The following is a 19,586-nucleotide window of genomic DNA, read 5'->3' as shown; positions in this document are numbered from 1 at the left end:
TCATTGTCGATAAGATAGATATTATTTGCTTTCATTTAACATGGTTAAAGATTATTTTCGCGCCATATTCATTCCCAAATAGTTGGAAAGTTAACATGCGTATTGCAATTTTATCTCGTAACGAATCTTTATATTCTACTCGCCGTCTAAAGGAAGCAGGTGAGGCTAGAGGGCATCAGGTAGATATAATCGATACTCTTCATTGCTATATGGATATTACCAGTAGCAATCCGAAAGTACGTTATCACGGAAAGGATTTGCCTATGTACGACGCTGTGATTCCCCGTATAGGTTCATCGATTACCTTTTACGGAACCGCCGTTGTTAGGCAATTTGAGGTGATGGGCACTTTTTGTATCAATGAATCAGTCGCTATCAGTCGGTCTCGCGACAAATTGCGGTCTTTGCAGTTGCTATCTCGTAAAGGAATAGGACTTCCTAAAACAGGTTTTGCAAGTAAACCCGATAAGATTCAAGATTTGATTAAGAATGTAGGTGGAGCTCCAGTTGTTATCAAGTTACTTGAAGGTACACAAGGAATTGGTGTTGTTTTAGCCGAAACGAATAAAGCCGCTGAGAGTGTGATTGAGGCGTTTATGGGGTTAAAAGCGAACATTCTAGTACAAGAATTTATTGAAGAGGCTGGTGGTGCTGATATTCGCTGCTTTGTTGTTGGTAATCGGGTGATTGCAGCAATGAAGCGTCAAGCTGGTGAAGGTGAGTTCCGATCTAATCTACACCGAGGTGGTTCGGCGCAATTAGTCCGACTTACAAAAGAAGAACGTCTTACGGCTGTTAATGCTGCCAAGGCTATGGGTCTGAACCTTTGCGGTGTGGATATTTTACAGTCGAAAAATGGGCCTGTTGTGATGGAGGTGAATTCATCCCCAGGTCTTGAAGGTATTGAAACGGCTACAGGCAAAGATGTCGCAGGAATGATTTTTGATTTTATCGAAAAAAGCGCTAAACCAAACGCGAATAAAACACGAGGAAAAGGTTAATGGTAAATAGTTTGACGATTGCTGGTACTGACGTTTTACCCGGCACACAGTGTCAAATCAATATTCCAGTCGCCAAGCTATACACCGATACTGAGCTTTCTATTCCTGTTCACGTGCAAAGAGCAGTAAAAAAGGGCCCAACGGTATTTGTAAGCGCTGCAGTGCATGGTGATGAACTGAATGGCATCGAAATAATTCGCCGGTTAATTAAAGCGAATTTAAAAGTCATCCGTGGAACCTTAATCTTAGTACCAATGGTCAATGTCTATGGAGTACTTAATCAAAGCCGATACTTGCCAGATAGAAGGGACCTCAACCGATGTTTTCCGGGGTCAGCGAAAGGCTCGTTGGCCGCAAGACTTGCACAAGACTTCATGGAAAATGTGGTTCAATATTGTGATTATGGTATCGATATACATACAGGCGCTATACATCGCTCAAATCTACCTCAAATTCGAGCCGATTTGAGTGATGAAAAAACACTAGAGCTTGCCCAAGCTTTTGGCGTGCCTGTGCTGTTAAATTCGGTATTAAGAGATGGGTCTCTGCGCGAAGCAGCAACGAGCAGAGGCACCCGCATTTTGTTGTATGAAGCAGGGGAAGCACTTCGTTTTGATGAATTGTCGATTCAGACAGGAGTCAAAGGCGTACAAAAAGTATTAATGGGTTTAGGGTTGCTTAGAAAGCGTTCTAGTCGCAGAAAAATTGAACCTTACATTGCGAATAAAAGCGAGTGGATTAGAGCGGCTGGTAGTGGTTTTGTACATGAGTTTGTCAAACTTGGGGAGCAAGTTGAAAAGGGGCAAATTCTTGCTGAAATTAATTCGCCCTTAGGAGACTTAATTCATAAAGCTGTTTCTACGCGCTCTGGGATAATTATTGGTAAACAGAATATCCCTTTAGTACAAGAGGGCGATGCTATGTTCCATATCGCTTATTTTGGTAAAGACGAAGATGATGTGGCAGAACATATCGAAATAATGCACGACTCTATAATTTTGTAAAACTTAAACACTTATGAAGAGGAAAACCATTGGATAGATTAATAATTGGCAACCTTGAGTTGTGTTGCTTGCCAGAATTAGGTATCTCAGACTTAGAAGTTCGCGTGGATACGGGAGCAAAAACCTCATCCATACATGTGGACAACATACGTCGATTTCGTAAAAAGGGGCAACTTTACGTTGAGTTTGATCTGCACCCCGATATTTACAATATGGAACAAACGGTTAAGACATCAGCCCCCGTTGTTGACTCAAGAAAAATAAAGTCTTCGAATGGTGAATCAGAGCAGCGATATGTCATTAGCACGCTATTTTCTATTGGCGGTTTATCATGGCCTATCGAGATAACACTAACCAACCGTAAAGATATGAGTTACTTAATGCTCTTAGGGCGAGAAGGTATGGGGGATCGCGTTTATGTTGATCCAAGCAGAGCGTTCACACTTGTAGACGAACCTACAGACATAAGCTCAGGATAGATAAAAATGACAGACTTTAATCAATTGCAAATTACTGAAAATAACCCCGAATTGTTAGCTGAATTTATTAGCGCAATGGGAGCATCCGATGATCTGAGGTTTCTCATCGATTATCAGGACAGTGAACTTGCCAATATATTAGAATCTGTCAACGTCCAACATCGATTGCAAATTGTAGAGGTTATTCCGGCAACAAGATATTGGACAATCTTAAACTTCTTGCAATATGAGACAGCGAAACATATCCATCAGTCGCTACCTGAAAATATAGCGAGTGAAAGGCTGTCCTGCATTACGGAAACAGATGTCGTCAATTTTGCCGACTTTTTACCAACAGACTTTGTTGATGAATATCTGTTAACACAAAGTAAAGAAACGGTCGCTTATATACAGCAAGCATTGTCTTATGATGACAATAAAGTTGGACGATACGTTGAACCCTATTTTTTAGTCGCTAACGCTAAGAACAGTGTAGGAAGAATCAAAAGTGAAATTCTAAAAAATGTTGAATCGGTTGTCCGTCTTATCATTGTTAGAGACGCGTCGGGGATAGTGGGCACAGTTGAACCAGAAGCCTTTTTGACTCAAGAAAATAACGTAAAATTAAAAGAACTAGCGGTAATCACACCGGTTTTAGAAGATACACAAGATATACAAGAAGTGAGTAAACAAGTCTCTATTGATGGGCACTCCCACTGGTTTCCTGTTTTATCTGATGGGAAGATAATGGGAGTAATGTCATTAACAACCATCACTCTCACTTTAAGAGAATTAAGCTTACAAGCAGTAGTTGCCGAAAATGTAAAAAGTGAAGAGGACTTGTTTACACCTTTGAAAGTGGCGACAAGGCTAAGAGCATTATGGTTAGTTATCAATCTGTTCACTGCTTTTGCCGCATCAGCCATAATTGGTGTGTTTGAAAATGTGGTGGAACAGGTTGTTGCGTTGGCTATTCTTATGCCAGTTGTCGCGAGTATGGGAGGGATTGCTGGCAGTCAAACCCTTGCTGTAGCGATAAGAGGTATTGCTTTAAATCACTTACATCAGAGCAATTTACGGCTACTTGTCAATAAAGAAGTAAAAATAGCGCTGATTAACGGTATGGTAATGGGGGCGGTTATCGCCAGTGTGGTTTATTACATATTTGACTCTGTCGCCCTGGCTATGATTATTTGTTGTGCAATTTGTGTCAACAGTCTAGCTGCAGCGTTGTCTGGAACCTTGATTCCCTTTACGCTTAAAAAGTTAAACATTGATCCCGCTGTTGCTGGTTCAGTGGTTCTTACGACTGTAACGGATGTTGTTGGCTTTCTAGTATTTTTAGGGTTAGGAGCTATCTTTTTAGTTTAAAGTTATGTTTAATTGCTGAACTTACAGTGATACTTAACTAGCAGACATAAAGAGAAAGCAACAGTGGACGTAAGAGTATTAAGTACATTTTTAGAGCTGGCTCGTGTCAGGCATTTTGGCCGAGCCGCAGAAAACCTTCACATCACGCAAGCGGCTGTTAGCGCTAGAATCAAACAATTAGAAAGCTACTTCAATACCGTTTTGTTCACTAGAGACAGAAATAACATTAAACTCACTTCTTCAGGCGAGCGGTTAATTGGTTATGCTGAAGTTATGGTGAAAACCCTACAACAAGCTAAATATGAGCTCTCTTTGGAAAGTTCCAAAGCGTTACAACTGACGATTGCGGGGACGCCTAATATATGGGATGCCTACCTGCAAAACTGTTTGAGTGTAGTGGCGGATGAATTTCACGGTTATGGTTTTAATGCTGAAGTATTAAGCCGTGATCAAATCAATAGAGGATTAATCGAGCGCACATTAGATATTGCATTTGCATTTGATCCGTTAAAAGCAGAAGAGCTAGAGTGTAAGAAAATCACTGATCTTACTTTGGTTTTAGTCTCAACTATTGAGTGTGATGTAGAAACTGCTCTTTCAAAGCGATACGTTTACGTCGATTGGGGTACGGCTTTCGCTTCGGAACATGCCGATAGGCACCCTCAGAAATATGCCCCATATTTGAGAACATCAACAGGCAGAATTGCATTAGACTTTATTCTAGAGAAAGGAGGGAGTGCTTATTTACCGGCTTCGGTTGTTGAGCCTTTCTTAAATTCTGGGCAATTAATGCCAGTAGAGGGTAGCCTGAATTGGGATAGGCCGCTATATCTAAGTTATCGCAAGAAAAGCACGTCAATTGAAGCCATTCTTGCTGTAGAGAAACTCATTCACAAGATAGATCCTTCTTCAGCGTTTAGTTTGGTACAAGCAGGGGAAATCGAGAATATTCAAAGCGACAGCGATTGATTAACCACTGTCGCGTCACTTTTAAATAGTTTTTAGTTTTTCATACCAGAGCGTCATAAAACGCTCTGTAATTTTTTGCTCTAGCGAATGCGCTTCTTCCGTTGGACAAAATATAGTAATCGAGATCACTTGATTGGCAACATCTGTTGTATGAATATAAATAAATGGTTCAATCGACGTTGCTTCGATCTCTAATCTATTACTAATCAAATTCGAATAACGAGATGCAACATCTTGAAACGGGCTAATCAATTCTGTAATCGTTGCCATCATCGGTAGTTTTAAATCGAATAAGTTAACTTCATTTTCTCTTACTATAGAAAAACTGTGCATGACATATCTGCGCATAAAGTTTAAATTGATGACCGGCTGAATAAGCAAAACACTATTCATTACCGTAATTGATTTTCCCGTATACGTGTAACCATTTTCTAAATCGACTTCTAACAACCTAAACTTTATCCAATCGATATCAGATACTTCACCGCAATGACCGTTGACCTGAATCCAATCACCTACCCTGAATGGCCTGTTTGTTACCCATGAAAAGAAGCCAAGAAAGCACTGCAACAGTTCTTTTGTCGCAATGACAATAGCGACGGTAAATGCTGCAACTGAAATTGCAAAATTCTGAAGTTCAGAAAGCCAAACAACGGCTACACCGATAACTAGGCCAAGATTACTTAAATTTCTGGCAACACTTATCCAGTTTTTATGCCTCTCTTGCAGCGGATTATGATTGTGCCTAATCGCGGCAATCCAAAGGTATTTCAGTGTCCATACGATGATGATTAACAATAATGTAAAAATCACTTTTGGAGGGACAGGGATGTCAGATATCAGCATTTTAAACTCAGAATTTTGATTAATTATTACAGTGTAAGAATAGGGTGGATTATAGGTGTGAAACACGAATTGTCATTAAAAATAATGTTAATTTTCAACTAAATAGATGAAAATATTTTTGTTGTGACGATAGTTGTTTTTTGTTGTAAATTCCGGGAAACATACATTAATAAATTTTGTCGTAATGAAAAAAATAATTTGCTGTATTTTTTGTGGAATTCGAAATACCTTTCACTCAAAGGGCCGGTGTAGGCATTTTGAGGACAGAGAAATGATTGAAACTGAAATTAGAATTGGTGAGAAACGTTTTTATGATAATAAAGCATTTTCTCGTGGTTTTGGTAAGTCTGGTGATTTTACATTGAGTGAGGATTACCTTCTAAGTTCATATGGACAAACGCTGTTAGCCTTAGAGATGGGGGAGATTTTGCCGATTAATGCAGAGGAAAAACATTTTCTGAAAGTAATAAATAATCCAGGAAAAGCAAAAACTAAACTGGAAAGAACATGGCTTAAATATATTAAGTTAGCTAGAGGAAGAAAAAATTTCTATACCTTAAACGGAAAAAGTAAACACCACAATATGTATTCAGAAGGTATGTTTGAAGAAGCATACTAACTGAGAATTTCGGGCAGAGATGCTGGAATATAAGTAGGTAAAATGAGTAATGTGATTAAGAAAATCCGCCAATTAGAAAATGCAGTCACCTACAACATTGGTAATAAGGTATGTCCCAATTGTTACTTTTTAATGGCGGATACGGTCATTGTCAGCGGCCAATATATATGCCCATGTTGTGAGTATTCACCTAGCGAATATCGAGAAGAAGAATAACTGACAGCGCTTTCAATTACGTCACCGTACCCATTGGGACGGTGACGTAATTATTTTAAGATGACAATCGTTAGTGACAAAAATTGAGTATTTAGATACCGTACAAAAGTCACGGATAGAAGCGTTTTTCGCGCAGGCAAAAAAAATGCAAAAAAAGGAAAATAAATGATACGCCATATTATGCTGATAGAAACAAAACCCGAAGCAACAACAGAAGAGATGGATGCAGCAAAACAGGCGTTTATGCAAATATCGCGGTTAATTGACGGTATTGTAGAGGTCGAGTGGGGGATAAATGATAGCCTTGAGGGGAAAAATAAAAATTACGATCTGGCTATTTTAATGACCTTTAGTGATGAAGAGGCGAGACAAAGGTATTTACCTCATCCAGAGCATGAAGCTTTGAAGGTTCATTTTCGAAAGATTATTAAAGATATCGTGGTATTTGACTATAGCATTTAGAAAGTTGCCAACAAAAATCCTATCAATCACAGATGGTGCCACAACTGAAAGAGATCTTATACAAAGCTATCAGTTGTGCACATTACTGGTGAACGCGCACCATTAGAGGGTTCTATTTTTCGTATGTATAGATATCCCCGTCCAATTAGTTTTTAGCATATTGTGCTGTTATTTTCTTACTTACTAGTTTCTCGAACTACTCTAGCTCGTCCCAATCCTACTAAATTAGCATATCAATTGATTTTTCATCATATAAATCTAACTGGCACTGAACTTGCGATAAGTAAGAGGTATAGCGGTTAGTGTATTCGCACTAAACGAAAAAAAAGCGCTCTAAAACAGGATGTTGGGTGAGTGCGAAAACTTGTGCCATTGCACGGGAATCGTCGTAAATAAGCTGTTCTAAGAGGGATGCATGAGCAATAAAAGTGACGAGAAATACGTACAGTTTCTCAAAGTTAAAAAGAGCTACGACCTGCATAATCTTGTTGTTAAAGAATTTAACCTGAATATCCGAAAAGGAGAGTTTGTCACTCTTTTGGGCCCTTCAGGCTCTGGCAAAACAACGTGTTTGATGATGCTAGCGGGATTTGAAGATGTCACCAGTGGTGAGATTTTAGTGGATGGTCAGCCGATTACCAATGTTGCTCCATACGACAGAAACATTGGCATGGTGTTTCAACACTATGCACTTTTCCCTCACATGACCGTTGAAGAAAACCTTGCTTATCCCCTTAAAGTTAGAAAAATCCCAGCAGATGAAATTGAAACTCGTGTGGCTGAATCACTCGCCTTGGTTGAGCTTGAACTATTTGGAAAACGCTATCCAGGGCAATTATCAGGGGGACAACGTCAACGAGTTGCCCTTGCTCGCTCTCTAATTTTTGAACCTTCTATTGTGCTTATGGATGAACCGCTAGGAGCACTAGATAAAAATCTGCGTGAACAAATGCAGTTTGAGATCAAGCGTCTTCACGAAAAAATTGGATTTACCGCTATCTATGTAACCCACGATCAGACGGAAGCCTTAACCATGTCGGATCGTATCGCCGTGTTTGATGACGGTGTTGTTCAGCAATGCGCGAGTCCGGATGAGTTGTACGAAAAACCGGTTAACGCATTTGTTGCCGACTTTATTGGTGAGAATAATCATCTCCCCGCCAGCGTCATACAGATCCATGGTGATCAAGCTGAACTTAAGCTTGGTGACGGAAGTATAGTGAAATCGATGGCCATGAATGCACCGGATATAGGAGAAGAGTGCATTCTTGCTGTTCGTCCTGAAAATCTATTCATTGGCGAGCACGCTCTTGAGAACGCAAATAGTATTGAAGCTAGTTTTATCACCCAACTCTATGTTGGTGATTTCATCCGCTACTTCTTCCGATTGAGTGATAAAACAGAAGTTATGTTAAAGGTCTTGAACGATCATCAGGCACCGCGCTTCAAACGTAATGAAACAGCAAGGTTGACTTGGTCGGTAAACGACGGGTTAGCCCTTAAACCGTAAACAACCCAACTTAATGGACTAAGAAGGAATCACAATGATTAGAAAAACTACAACAGCTTTGTTGTTAGCAGGAGCACTGAGTTCTAGCGCTTTTGCAGAGCAACTTACCGCCGTTTCTTTTGGTGGCTCATATGGTGCGACACAACAAAAACATATGATCGACCCTTTTGTTGAAAAAACAGGGAACAAGATTCTGTTTGAAGACTACTCTGGCGGTATAGCGGAGCTCAAAGCCCAGGTTGAAAGTGGCAATGTGCTTTGGGATGTTATCGACGTAGAAGTGATCGATCTGGAACGAGCTTGCTCAGAAGGTTTATTAGAACCATTTCCAATGGACACGTTGCCAGCGGGTTCAGATGGGACGCCAGCAATGGAGGACTTTAATAAAGAAGCGCTCGCCAACGAATGTGGTGTAGGTAACATTGTTTGGACAGTTCTGTTTGCTTACAACAGCGACACCATTAAAGGTGGCGAACCAATGTCGGTAATGGATCTGTTTGATACGAAAAAGTTCCCAGGTAAACGCGCACTACGTAAGCGTCCGCAGGTGAATATGGAATGGGCACTCATTGCCGATGGTGTGCCTAAAGAAGAAGTGTACGCAGTGTTAGAGACTGACGAAGGCCAACAGCGTGCTCTAGCAAAACTTGCGACAATTAAAGATGACATAGTCTGGTTCGATTCATGGTCTCAGGCACCACAACTGTTAAATGATGGTGGTGCGGTGATGGTTCAGTCTGCTAATGGCCGTATCTTCAACGCCATACAAGAAGAAGGAAAGCCGTTTGAAATGGTCTGGGATGCGCATCTGTATGACTTGGATGTGTGGGCTATTGTAAAGGGTACTAAACACAAGGCGCTAGCAGAAGAATTTATACGCTTCGCAACAGGATCTAAGCCACTTTCTGGCATGCCAGATATCGCTTATGGCCCGACTCGCCAATCTTCTTACCAGTATGTAGATAAAGATCTGCTCCCTAAACTGCCATCATCGCATTTGGATGAGGGTCTGAAAGCATCGGGTCTATTCTGGGCAGATTATGGTGAATCTCTAGGTGAAAAATTCAACGAATGGTTATTGAAATAATTTTTTACTAAAGTGAGAAAGGAGTAAGCAATGTCAGCACAACTTAATGCGGAAGAGAAAGCGCATTTTCAGAAACAACTGAAACGAAAAAAACTGAAGTTGTTAGCGTTTACGTTACCACTTTTGTGTTTTGTCTTGCTGGCATTTATTGCACCGATTGCCACTATGTTGTATCGAAGTGTTTATCACCCCACTGTGGCTCAGTTGATTCCTGAAACACTAACGTCCATGAAGGGGTGGGATGCAAAGCAGGGTGGAATGCCACCTCGTTCTACGATTGCGGTTTTTAGCCAAGAACTACAAGTATTAGCCAACGAGCGACTTTCTGGCAAACTCGCAGAAGAACTAAATAGGGCAATACCGGGCTCATCGAGCCTAATAAAATCTACCTCGCGTAAGCTAAAAAAGATACCGACAGAAGAGCTAGTGAATGGGGAAGGCGAGCAATTGCTTGCTAGCCATAAGAAGTGGCATAACCCAGATCTCTGGAGTGCAATGTACCAACTTGGTGGTGTTTGGACAGATAGATTTTATCTGACGTCAATGGATCTTAAGCGTAATAAAGCAGGAGATATTGAAGCCAGAGACACTCAAATATATCTTAAACTGTATTGGCGCAGTATCCGCATCGCTTTTACGATTACGCTACTTACGGCCATTCTCGCTTTCCCTCTCTCGTACTATTTGGCGCAAGCGAGTTCTAAAAAAGCCAATACACTGATTGTTTTTGTATTATTGCCATTTTGGACTTCATTACTGGTAAGAACCACGTCTTGGATTGCTTTGCTGCAAACTAACGGGGTAGTGAATTCGACATTGCAATCGATAGGGATAATTCGTGAACCCTTGGAACTCTTGTATACCGAGTTTGCGACCGTTATCTCCATGACCCATATACTTTTACCATTTATGGTTTTACCACTTTATAGTGTGATGAAAAATATCGACCCCAGTTACTTTAGAGCGGCATTGTCTCTTGGCTCAAAGCCACTTCCTGCCTTTTACAAAATCTATTTTCCGATGACATTACCCGGCCTTAGTGCTGGTGCGCTTTTGGTTTTTATTATTTCGATTGGTTACTACATTACCCCTGCATTGGTGGGAGGCACAGACGGGCAGATGATAAGTAATATTATCGCCTTCCACATGCAATCTTCTAACAACTGGGAACTGGCCGCAGCGCTAGGCAGTTTGCTGCTGGTATTAATTATATTGTTGTACTGGGTTTATGACCGCAGCGTCGGTGTTAAAAATATTAAATTGGGGTAAGTTAGTTATGTCACGTTTTCCAAGTTATTACTCACCAATGCAGAAGTTAGGGTCAATAAGTCTCTCTTTAAGTGCTTATTTAGTGTTGGCCTTTTTGATGTTACCAATATTGGTAATTATCCCACTTTCATTCAACTCTGAGCCGTTTTTCTCTTTCACTGAAGGGATGTTAGCCCTCGATCCAGAGGCATATTCAATCAAGTGGTATCAGCAGATTTGGAATGACGACAAATGGATGTTAGCGATAAAGAACAGTTTTTTAATCGGTATTGCTTCGACAATAATTGCGACAGTGTTGGGCACACTTGCCGCTATTGGTATGAGCAACTCTAATATGCCGTTTCAGCGTGCGATTATGGCGTTACTGCTTTCACCTATGATTGTGCCATTGATCATCACTGCGGCTGGGATGTTCTTCTTTTATACTCAACTGAATCTGGCAGGGACGTATCTTGGGGTTATCATCGCTCACGCCGTATTGGGGACGCCCTTTGTTATCATTACGGTAAACGCGGCATTAGCTGGATTCGATTTATCTCTTGTTAACGCTTCGTTAGGTATGGGGGCAAAACCAGGTTATACATTTTTTAAGATAATTATGCCGTTGATTCGCCCTGGTGTTATTTCTGGTGCTTTGTTCGCGTTTGTAACATCGTTTGACGAAGTGGTTGTCGTACTTTTTCTTGCAGGGCCTGAACAGCGGACTATCCCTCGACAAATGTTTTCTGGACTGCGTGAGCAAATTAACCCAACAATTTTAGCGGTCGCGACCTTATTGGTGGTTGTGTCGATGTTGCTGTTACTCACGATGGAATACTTACGCGCACGCTCCGAAAGTATTCGTTTAGGTGAGAAATAACGATAAACGCCCCTTAAACACAAATTGTATTTAAGGGGCGTTGATTTCAAGGTAAGGATTTACTAATTAATTGTTGAGAGTCTTCACTAAAAACTAATCAGCAACTAGCTTATTTTAATAACCTCTTTTAACCCTCTTTTAACCAGTGCTGTTTTATTCTCGAGAAATCTAGAATAGGAGAGACAGATCATGAAGTCTTATGGAAAAATGAGTCGTTCCCTCGTCGCACTGGCTATTGTCAGTTTAATGGGGTGCAGTTCATCACCGGATAAGAATTTTCAAGAACTTGCTAAGCAGTCCCTTGAACAGCAAATACAGTGGAACGCTGCGCAGTCAGAGGCAACAGAGGTTGTTAGTCTAACGGAATTAATGAATATTCCCGAATTAGATATGTTGATTAATCAAGCAATGGAGAAGAATCCAAGCTTGCAGCAAACCTTAATGGCTTTAAAAATTGTTTATGCAGAACGCGATGCCACAAATAGCTCTCGAATCCCTTCATTAACAGCGGGATACGATGCGGATAAAGAAGAAGAATCGGATGCATCATACAGTGCGGATCTTACCGTCAGCTGGGAAGTGGACCTGTGGAATAAAATCGGCAATGAGACGAACGCAGCCGACAAAGACATTGCTAGCAGCATTGCCAATTATCAAAGTGCAACCGATACTTTAGCCGCTAACATTATGCGTGCGTGGCTACAGATTAGCTTACAAAAACAGTTAGTGGATATTGAAAAGCAAAGACTACAGATAACCGAAGACAATGAAAGCCTCATCCTAGAAAAATACCGTGCAGGGTTAGGTGATCTAGAAGATTTAGACACCGCTAGAACAGACAGTGCTTCAACCCGCGCAACGTTAGCGAATTATACTGAAGTGCTAGCTCAAAATGAGAGAAGTCTTGCTTTACTCATTGGTACCATGGGAGGTGATCAGAGTTTCAATGTTAGCGCTGAATTTCCCGACGTTATTACACCGCTGGTCTCTCTTCCTGAACAGGATTTATCAAGACGACCCGACTTGAAAAGCGCTTTTTATGATTTAGAAGCAGAAGAATTTAGAACGGACGCGGCGTACAAGGCACTTCTACCCTCTATCAGTTTATCCGTTGCCCTCTCCGATACTGCCTCTTCTCCAACCTCTGCATTGTTAACCAGTCCATTATGGAGCCTGCTTGGTCAGTTGTCCGCCCCTATCTTTGACGGTGGTTACTTACAGTCACAAGTTGATATTGCTGAAATGACGACAGAGAAAGCCTATTGGGTTTATCAAGAAACATTATTGAATGCGGTAAACGAAGTTGAGAACGCGCTTGGTCAAGAAAAATCATTAGCGGAACAACAGCGACATTTAGAACTTGCACTTGAAAGTGCGAAACGCAGTTTTGCTAATTACCAGGAAAAATATAGAGAAGGCTTGGTAGATATCTCTGATTTGATTTCTGTTCAAACCAATGGGTTTGATGTTAAAGCGAACCTTACTCAAGTTATTTATAACCGTTTAGTAAACCGAATTGATTTAGGCCTAGCATTGGGCTTAGGAGTATCCTCATGAAACTTAAACCATTACCGATTCTTGTCACGCTAGTTTCTATCGCATGTTTAGGCAGTACCATTGCGTATACGGGGTCTCAACTCGCTGACAAAAAAGGTCCACCGTCACAAAATGCTCATCGCTCTTCTAATGTGCCGAAAGCGGTTCAAGAAGAGATGATAGCGGCAAGTGCACCGAGCGTCGTTGTACTCGAAGTCAAAGCCGATACGTATAAGGCATTAGTGAAAGGTTACGGTGAAGCATCTGCCCATTATGCTATTACCTATAGTGCAGAAGTGAGTGGCAGGGTTGAAAAGCTTATGCCTCGTTTCGAAACGGGTAAGTTAGTTAAAAAAGGTGATGTTTTAGCAACACTTGAAAATACCACCTATTTGCAGGCTGTTGCGGCCGCTAAATCCGATTTAGCTCAAGCTGAACTTGATTTGTTAGAAGAAGAAAGAACAGGAGAACAAGCGCGATTAGAATGGAAACGTTCAGGTATGACTGGAGAACCTAATTCCCCTTTAGTGTTAAGAGAACCTCAACTTGCGGCACAAATAGCAGTAGTAGAAAATGCCAAATATAGTCTAAAGAAAGCCCAGCAAGATTTGGCGAAAACGGTAATCAAGGCCCCATTTGATGCGTTGGTGGTTGAAAGAAACATTCAACCAGGTAGTTACGCACAAGTGGGTACATCAGTAGCAGAACTATACAGTACAGATTTGGTTGAAATTGAAATCCCATTATCAATGAAACAGTGGCAATCACTGCCAAAATTAACGAACAGCGATATCTCCAACAAAGATAATGCAAAATGGCCAGTTACTTTGTATAGCTCAGATGGTGAGAATAGCTGGCAAGGGTATGTTACTCGTGTTGAGCAGCATGTAGATGTAGCGTCTCGTCAACGATCATTGGTTATTGCCGTTGATAAGCCTTTCGAGCAAGACGTAGGTCTGTTCCCAGGAACGTTTGTTCAGGCACATATCGAAGGCGCAATATTAGACAATACATGGGAGTTACCAGCGTCGGCAATTTCACAGCAAGGTGATATCTGGTATTTAACGGAAGATAATCTGCTTAATAAGGTGCCAGCTAAAAAGGTATTTGAAAAATCAGGTTCTGTTTATGTGTCACCAATTGAAGATATCAGTTCGGCTCAAATCATTAAAAGACCATTAAGTAATTACGTCGTTGGTATGCTTATGACTCCTAAGCTTGAAGGGTAATCGACATGCAAAACTCTACCTCAAGTTACAGTGAAGGAATTATAGGTTGGTTCGCTCGCAATTCAGTGGCAGCAAATCTTCTTCTTATTGGCACTATTGTGATGGGTATTTTTTCTTTAAGTGAGATTCGTAAAGAAGCCTTTCCTAGTCTTGCACCCGATAGAGTAACCATATCGGTTACTTATGACAGTGGTGATCCTAATCAGGCAGAAGAAGGGATCGCCATTAAAATAGAAGAAGCGTTAGAAAGCGTAGCCGGTATTGATGCGATTACTTCAACATCGAATGCCAACGGTAGTCAGGTGGTGGTTGAAAAAAACAGTGACTACCCATTGGATACCCTTTTTACGGATATCAAAACCAAGGTTGATGCGATTAATGATTTTCCTTCGGACGCTGATAATCCAGTGATTGAAAAAGCCACTAGGCAAGATCACGCCATTTGGGTTCAACTTTATGGTGATGCTGACAGAGCGACATTTCAAGATCTTGCAGAGAAGCTAAAATCTGACTTATTAACACAACCGGCTATCCGTGATTTGGATATCAAAGCCACAGCCGACCCTATGATAGCAGTCGAGTTAGACGAAGCTAAATTGCAGGCGTACGGGCTAACATTATCTGATGTTTCGGATGCTATTAATGCTGAATCTTCTAGTGCCATCACTACTAGCCTTAGAAATAACGAGAAGGTGGTGAGATTAAAGGTGTCTGAACAGGCTTATGAGCAACAAGAGTTTGCCAATATACGTCTTCTTACCTTATCTGATGGAACCCATATCTACTTGGGAGATATTGCTAACGTAACAGAAACGTTTGAAGACGATACTTTTACATTGTCACGCTATAACCAACAAAGCGGTATGGCAATCGAGATTGTCATGGATGAGTATGGCGATATTACCAAAATTGTCGATCAGGCGAATCAGGTGGTAGATAAATGGAATACTTCTAATTATCTTCCTCAGGATGTGCAGCTGACTACTTGGTATGATTCGAGCACTATCATCAAAGATCGTCTAAGCCTGTTGGTAAAAAATGCGCTATCCGGTATCGCGTTAGTTTTTATTATTTTGGCTGTCTTTTTAAACTTGAGAGTCGCCTTTTGGGTGGCGGCAGGTTTGCCATTTGTCTTCTTCGGTACGTTATATTTCATGACGGACAATTTTACGGGCCTAACCATCAATGAGATGACCACTTTCGGGTTCATCATGGCCCTTGGTATTGTCGTCGATGACGCTGTAGTGGTCGGGGAGAGTATCTACACCACACGGCGAGAAGATGGAGATAGTATAGAAAGTACCGTGAGAGGTACCTTGAAAGTCGCGGTGCCGACTATTTTCGGGGTATTAACGACGGTAGCGGCGTTTATTGCTATAGCCAATGTAGAAGGGCGAATGGGTGAAATCTATGCCCAATTCGGTACGGTCGTCATGATTTGTCTGCTGCTATCCGTAGTGGAATCAAAACTCATACTGCCTTCTCATTTAGCACACTTAAACACACATCGAGCGGCAGGAAAGGGTATTTGGTCAAGAATTCAACATGGTGCGGATGCGGGACTTCAATGGTTTAGTCTTCATATTTACCGCAGAGCAATTGGTGTTGCACTTCAATATCGGTATGCCGTCATCGTTTTATTTCTCTCTCTTTTTGTACTGGTGGTTGGTTTGCCTGTGACTGGCAAAGTTCGAGTTTCTTTTTCCCTGACATTGCAGGCGATACGATACGTGGGGAGATCTCTATGTATGACGACGCGAGCTATGGTCAGACCCAAGCCAGTTTGTTGCAGCTAGAAAGTACCGTAATAGCGGCCGATGCAAAGCTTATCGACAAGTATGGTACGCAAGAGAGCGAAATACTTAACCTACAAGTTACGGCTGAGAATGATGATAGCGGCTCGGTCATCGTTGAAATTGATAGCAACAGTGTTTATGAGCCTACCGAGTTAATAAAGGAATGGAAAACGTTAGTCGGCAATCCGGAAGGTGTTAAAAAGCTCAGTATTGAATCCAAAAAATCGATGGGAGATACGTTTAAGGTCGAACTTAAAGCCTGGGATAGCGATACAGTTTTCGCTGCGGGTGCGGAAATGAAAGCGAAGCTCGAAAGTATAAAAGGCGTGAGCGGAATTGACGACAACATGAGTCCAGGAGAGCCACAATATCGATTTGAGCTAACAGAGCAAGGGCGATCACTTGGCCTTGATACGTCAAGCCTTTCTTCACAAATACTTCGTTCGTTCGGAGGGGCAACAGTTCAAAAATTCCAGAGAGATAGCGATGAAGTCAAGGTTAAGGTTCGCTACCCCGAAGAACAGAGACAGACACTCGCTGACATTATGGAGGCTCATATAAGGACAACAGATGGTACCGTGGTGCCATTAAGTACAGTGGCCAAGGTTTATACTGAATATCAGCAAACAGAGATCACTCGAATTGACAGTTTACGGGCTGTGTTCATTACTGCGAGCGTCGATAAACAGGTAATAGCATCGAATGAATTAGTACAGCAGATCAAATCTGAACTTGTACCACAATTGTTAGCTCAATATTCAGGACTATCGATTGATTTCGCAGGTGAAGCCGAACACCAAGCAGAAACGACGAGCTCTATGAGCAGCATGTTTGTAGTGGCACTTATTGCGATCTATGCCTTGCTTGCTATTCCGTTGAAGTCTTATGTTCAGCCGCTTCTTATTATGATGGCGATTCCGTTTGGTATTGTCGGTGCGATTCTTGGTCACGTAATGAATGATCTGACTATCAGTATACTGTCCTTAAACGGTGTTCTAGCACTGAGTGGTGTGGTGGTAAATGATAGTTTGCTACTCGTGTCTCGATTCAATACCTTGGTACGAGAAAAGAACATGGCGGTTAAAGAGGCGATATTTGAGGCTTGTACTGGCCGATTAAGAGCGGTACTTCTGACTTCTTTTACCACTTTTGCGGGCCTAGCGCCATTGCTTGGGGAAACATCCGTTCAGGCGCAATTTCTTATACCAGCCGCGGCTGCGCTCGGTTATGGGATCCTCTTTGCAACACTAATCACACTGGTGCTCATTCCATCTTTATTGCTGATCAATCATGAAATTAGTACGATGTGTGGTAAGTTAATGGACAGAGTTTCCCCTTCAAAAGGCGTGATAAACGAGTGTTGAACTTACTATTAGTCGAAGACGATATTGATCTCGCGACAGCCGTGATTGACTACCTTGAGCTTGAGGGGATTCAGTGTGATCACGGTGCAAATGGTGTAGTTGGCCTAAATTTAATCGAAAAGAACGATTACCACGCTATTATTCTTGATCTCAACCTGCCTCAAATGCACGGCCTCGCCGTGTGTGAGGCAATGAGAGCGAAAGGTAACGACACGCCTGTTTTAATGCTGACCGCTATGGATGCTTTGGATGACAAATTAAAGGGATTTGCTAAAGGTGCAGACGATTATTTAGTCAAACCTTTTGCAATGGAAGAATTGATCGTCCGCGTTAGGGCTTTAGCTCGTCGTCGCAGTGGTCAAGTGACTCTGCTGACGGTTGCTGGCGTTTCTCTTGATTTGGAAAAAAGATAGCATGTAGAAATGGACAGGACTTGAAGCTTTCACCAACGGCAATAAAAATCTTGGAATTGCTATTAAGGAATAGCCCCAACCCAGTGTCTAGAGCAACAATAACGCAGGCTATATGGGGCGATGATCAGCCAGAAAGTAACAGTTTAAAGGTTCACATCTTCAACCTGAGGAAACAATTGGATTCTGCTGGAGATAAACCTTTGCTTCACACTATTCCCGGATTTGGGTTCTCTATTGAAAATAACGAGAAGTAAATGAAGATAAGACCAAGCCTTAAAATTCGTTTTATTGTCAGTATGATTTTGCTTGCCTCAGCCGTGGCGATTTTCTTTTCTGTGTTAACTCTCGACTCTTTTTTTCAGGGTATGGATAGGGGACAAGCGCAGACAATGCGTGCATTTGCTGATGTGGAAGGTGTCGAAGATGGTCAACCCCTTGATGTAATGGGCTACCATATTTCAGAACGTTGGCAAGACATACCGCTGGAAGTGAAAGAAGCCTTTGATAATCGGCCGGTAAAAGACTTCAGGGTAGAAAAAAGTGATGTTGGAGGAGGGTGGTTTTCTCCTCCAGAAAAAGTCTACTTCGTCATGAAGACAATGAACAAAAACGGAGAAGTTCGGTATATTTCCAAATCGTTAGTTATGATCGATGGGTTTGACGGGAAACAAATTGGCAGACGTATGCAACACCTTTTCGCGGTCGCTATTGTTGCCGTTGGCGTTATTGCCGTTTTTACGTCGATTTTGTTTCTTCTAATAAAAAGGGTCGCGGGCCCCGTAGAATTGTTAAGAGACTGGGCTAAATCGTTAGATGAAGATAGCTTAAAGAATCCTGTCCCAGATTTTCAGTATGCAGAACTAAATACATTAGCGGAGATTATTAAAGGTAGTCTTGGTTCTGTTCAAGAAAGTGTAGAAAGAGAGCACCAGTTTTTAGCCCACGCGAGTCATGAGTTAAGAACGCCAATATCTGTGATCAGAGCGAACACAGAATTATTGGTTAAGTTATATGAAAAAGAACAGGGTACAAAGAAACAGTTTGAGGTTGTGGAGAGAATAGACCGTGCTGGACGAACCATGACTAACCTCACCGAAACACTATTGTGGTTAAGTCGAGACGACTCTAACTTACCTGTAAGCGGAAGAGTGAACCTGAAGCAGATGATAGATGAGCTGGTTGAGGAACTGGCATATTTATTGAAAAATAAGCCAGTGAAACTAGAAGTAATTACGACCGAACACTCTCTTCTTGTCGCGGAGATACCCTGTCGAATTGTCCTGGCCAACCTTATTCGTAATGCTTTCCAGCACACAGTTGATGGAAAGGTCACATTAACCCAACATGAAAACACAGTGTCTGTTATTAATTCAAGTTCATTTATTTCTGCCGAAAGTGCCAGTTTGGGATTTGGTCTAGGCTTGAGTCTCACTAAAAAATTGGCGAACAGGTACGGATGGCAATATTCAGATAGTTCTGATGAAACAAGCTATAAAGTTCTGATTGTTTTATGATGGCCTTTGCGAAGCGAACAAGGAGGCCTAGAGCGGCCTGTGCAAATTGAGTTTCTATTGACT

16 protein-coding genes and 2 pseudogenes are annotated in these 19,586 nt (G+C 41.6%); 17 read left to right on the top strand and 1 reads right to left on the bottom strand.

What is annotated here, in order from left to right:
• Positions 1-95 precede the first annotated feature (95 nt).
• The 5 genes from rimK (at position 96) to PGX00_RS16700 (ending at position 4,803) form a co-directional block, all read left to right on the top strand.
• Complete coding sequence (gene rimK / locus PGX00_RS16720) at positions 96-1,001, top strand: 30S ribosomal protein S6--L-glutamate ligase (RefSeq protein WP_272138677.1); 906 nt, start codon at positions 96-98, stop codon at positions 999-1,001.
• Positions 1,001-2,005, top strand: a complete 1,005-nt coding sequence (locus tag PGX00_RS16715; RefSeq protein ID WP_272138675.1) for a succinylglutamate desuccinylase/aspartoacylase family protein — start codon at positions 1,001-1,003, stop codon at positions 2,003-2,005. The genes rimK and PGX00_RS16715 overlap by 1 nt, the downstream gene beginning before the upstream one ends.
• Before the next feature lie 29 nt (positions 2,006-2,034).
• Positions 2,035-2,484 carry an ATP-dependent zinc protease family protein gene (locus PGX00_RS16710; protein WP_272138673.1) on the top strand — a complete coding sequence of 150 codons (450 nt, stop codon included), beginning with the start codon at positions 2,035-2,037 and terminating at the stop codon, positions 2,482-2,484.
• Positions 2,485-2,490: 6 nt separating this feature from the next.
• Positions 2,491-3,834 (top strand): magnesium transporter, encoded by a 1,344-nt coding sequence (locus PGX00_RS16705; RefSeq protein WP_272138671.1) that lies wholly within the window; start codon positions 2,491-2,493, stop codon positions 3,832-3,834.
• A gap of 63 nt (positions 3,835-3,897) precedes the next feature.
• Positions 3,898-4,803 carry a LysR family transcriptional regulator gene (locus PGX00_RS16700; RefSeq protein WP_272138669.1) on the top strand — a complete coding sequence of 302 codons (906 nt, stop codon included), beginning with the start codon at positions 3,898-3,900 and terminating at the stop codon, positions 4,801-4,803.
• A gap of 21 nt (positions 4,804-4,824) precedes the next feature.
• On the opposite strand, the gene PGX00_RS16695 is transcribed toward PGX00_RS16700, so the two are convergent.
• Entirely contained in the window at positions 4,825-5,649 is an 825-nt protein-coding gene (locus PGX00_RS16695) for a mechanosensitive ion channel family protein (RefSeq protein WP_272138667.1), read from the bottom strand.
• Positions 5,650-5,920: 271 nt separating this feature from the next.
• On the opposite strand from PGX00_RS16695, the gene PGX00_RS16690 reads away from it, so the two are divergent.
• From PGX00_RS16690 to PGX00_RS16635, 12 genes and pseudogenes are all read left to right on the top strand, one after another.
• A complete protein-coding gene (locus PGX00_RS16690; RefSeq protein ID WP_272138664.1) occupies positions 5,921-6,268 on the top strand; it encodes a DUF413 domain-containing protein in 348 nt (115 codons plus the stop codon).
• 42 nt (positions 6,269-6,310) lie between these two features.
• Positions 6,311-6,484, top strand: a complete 174-nt coding sequence (locus tag PGX00_RS16685; RefSeq protein ID WP_272138662.1) for a hypothetical protein — start codon at positions 6,311-6,313, stop codon at positions 6,482-6,484.
• 165 nt (positions 6,485-6,649) lie between these two features.
• Positions 6,650-6,946 carry a Dabb family protein gene (locus PGX00_RS16680; protein ID WP_272138660.1) on the top strand — a complete coding sequence of 99 codons (297 nt, stop codon included), beginning with the start codon at positions 6,650-6,652 and terminating at the stop codon, positions 6,944-6,946.
• Between the two features lie 415 nt (positions 6,947-7,361).
• Positions 7,362-8,456 carry an ABC transporter ATP-binding protein gene (locus tag PGX00_RS16675; RefSeq protein WP_272138658.1) on the top strand — a complete coding sequence of 365 codons (1,095 nt, stop codon included), beginning with the start codon at positions 7,362-7,364 and terminating at the stop codon, positions 8,454-8,456.
• Between the two features lie 34 nt (positions 8,457-8,490).
• A complete protein-coding gene (locus PGX00_RS16670; protein WP_272138656.1) occupies positions 8,491-9,543 on the top strand; it encodes an ABC transporter substrate-binding protein in 1,053 nt (350 codons plus the stop codon).
• Between the two features lie 30 nt (positions 9,544-9,573).
• Positions 9,574-10,812, top strand: coding sequence for an ABC transporter permease (locus PGX00_RS16665; protein WP_272138653.1), 1,239 nt, complete (start codon positions 9,574-9,576; stop codon positions 10,810-10,812).
• A gap of 7 nt (positions 10,813-10,819) precedes the next feature.
• Positions 10,820-11,671: an ABC transporter permease gene (locus tag PGX00_RS16660; RefSeq protein WP_407702393.1), complete on the top strand. Its 852-nt coding sequence runs from the start codon at positions 10,820-10,822 to the stop codon at positions 11,669-11,671.
• Between the two features lie 189 nt (positions 11,672-11,860).
• Positions 11,861-13,228, top strand: a complete 1,368-nt coding sequence (locus tag PGX00_RS16655; RefSeq protein WP_272138651.1) for a TolC family protein — start codon at positions 11,861-11,863, stop codon at positions 13,226-13,228.
• Positions 13,225-14,436: an efflux RND transporter periplasmic adaptor subunit gene (locus PGX00_RS16650; RefSeq protein WP_272138649.1), complete on the top strand. Its 1,212-nt coding sequence runs from the start codon at positions 13,225-13,227 to the stop codon at positions 14,434-14,436. The genes PGX00_RS16655 and PGX00_RS16650 overlap by 4 nt, the downstream gene beginning before the upstream one ends.
• Positions 14,437-14,441: 5 nt before the next feature.
• A pseudogene (locus tag PGX00_RS16645) lies at positions 14,442-17,596 on the top strand (efflux RND transporter permease subunit).
• Positions 17,590-18,263 (top strand): annotated as a pseudogene (locus tag PGX00_RS16640) (response regulator transcription factor). Before PGX00_RS16645 ends, PGX00_RS16640 begins: the two co-directional pseudogenes overlap by 7 nt.
• Positions 18,264-19,523: a sensor histidine kinase gene (locus tag PGX00_RS16635; protein WP_272138647.1), complete on the top strand. Its 1,260-nt coding sequence runs from the start codon at positions 18,264-18,266 to the stop codon at positions 19,521-19,523.
• Positions 19,524-19,586: the final 63 nt, after the last annotated feature.

Source organism: Vibrio algarum (assembly GCF_028204155.1).
Taxonomy (GTDB): domain Bacteria; phylum Pseudomonadota; class Gammaproteobacteria; order Enterobacterales; family Vibrionaceae; genus Vibrio; species Vibrio algarum.
The sequence above is the reverse complement of the archived record's forward strand: the minus strand, read 5'-3'. Positions and strand labels throughout refer to the sequence as shown.

What these genes read in the sequence shown, in the direction of transcription:
- PGX00_RS16650 (WP_272138649.1), top strand. Translation starts at nt 13,225, where the DNA reads ATGAAACTTAAACCATTACCGATTCTTGTCACGCTAGTTTCTATCGCA.
- PGX00_RS16670 (WP_272138656.1), top strand. Translation starts at nt 8,491, where the DNA reads ATGATTAGAAAAACTACAACAGCTTTGTTGTTAGCAGGAGCACTGAGT.
- PGX00_RS16660 (WP_407702393.1), top strand. Translation starts at nt 10,820, where the DNA reads ATGTCACGTTTTCCAAGTTATTACTCACCAATGCAGAAGTTAGGGTCA.
- PGX00_RS16690 (WP_272138664.1), top strand. Translation starts at nt 5,921, where the DNA reads ATGATTGAAACTGAAATTAGAATTGGTGAGAAACGTTTTTATGATAAT.
- PGX00_RS16685 (WP_272138662.1), top strand. Translation starts at nt 6,311, where the DNA reads ATGAGTAATGTGATTAAGAAAATCCGCCAATTAGAAAATGCAGTCACC.
- PGX00_RS16665 (WP_272138653.1), top strand. Translation starts at nt 9,574, where the DNA reads ATGTCAGCACAACTTAATGCGGAAGAGAAAGCGCATTTTCAGAAACAA.
- PGX00_RS16715 (WP_272138675.1), top strand. Translation starts at nt 1,001, where the DNA reads ATGGTAAATAGTTTGACGATTGCTGGTACTGACGTTTTACCCGGCACA.
- PGX00_RS16680 (WP_272138660.1), top strand. Translation starts at nt 6,650, where the DNA reads ATGATACGCCATATTATGCTGATAGAAACAAAACCCGAAGCAACAACA.
- rimK (WP_272138677.1), top strand. Translation starts at nt 96, where the DNA reads ATGCGTATTGCAATTTTATCTCGTAACGAATCTTTATATTCTACTCGC.
- PGX00_RS16675 (WP_272138658.1), top strand. Translation starts at nt 7,362, where the DNA reads ATGAGCAATAAAAGTGACGAGAAATACGTACAGTTTCTCAAAGTTAAA.
- PGX00_RS16655 (WP_272138651.1), top strand. Translation starts at nt 11,861, where the DNA reads ATGAAGTCTTATGGAAAAATGAGTCGTTCCCTCGTCGCACTGGCTATT.
- PGX00_RS16695 (WP_272138667.1), bottom strand. Translation starts at nt 5,649, where the DNA reads ATGCTGATATCTGACATCCCTGTCCCTCCAAAAGTGATTTTTACATTA.
- PGX00_RS16635 (WP_272138647.1), top strand. Translation starts at nt 18,264, where the DNA reads ATGAAGATAAGACCAAGCCTTAAAATTCGTTTTATTGTCAGTATGATT.
- PGX00_RS16705 (WP_272138671.1), top strand. Translation starts at nt 2,491, where the DNA reads ATGACAGACTTTAATCAATTGCAAATTACTGAAAATAACCCCGAATTG.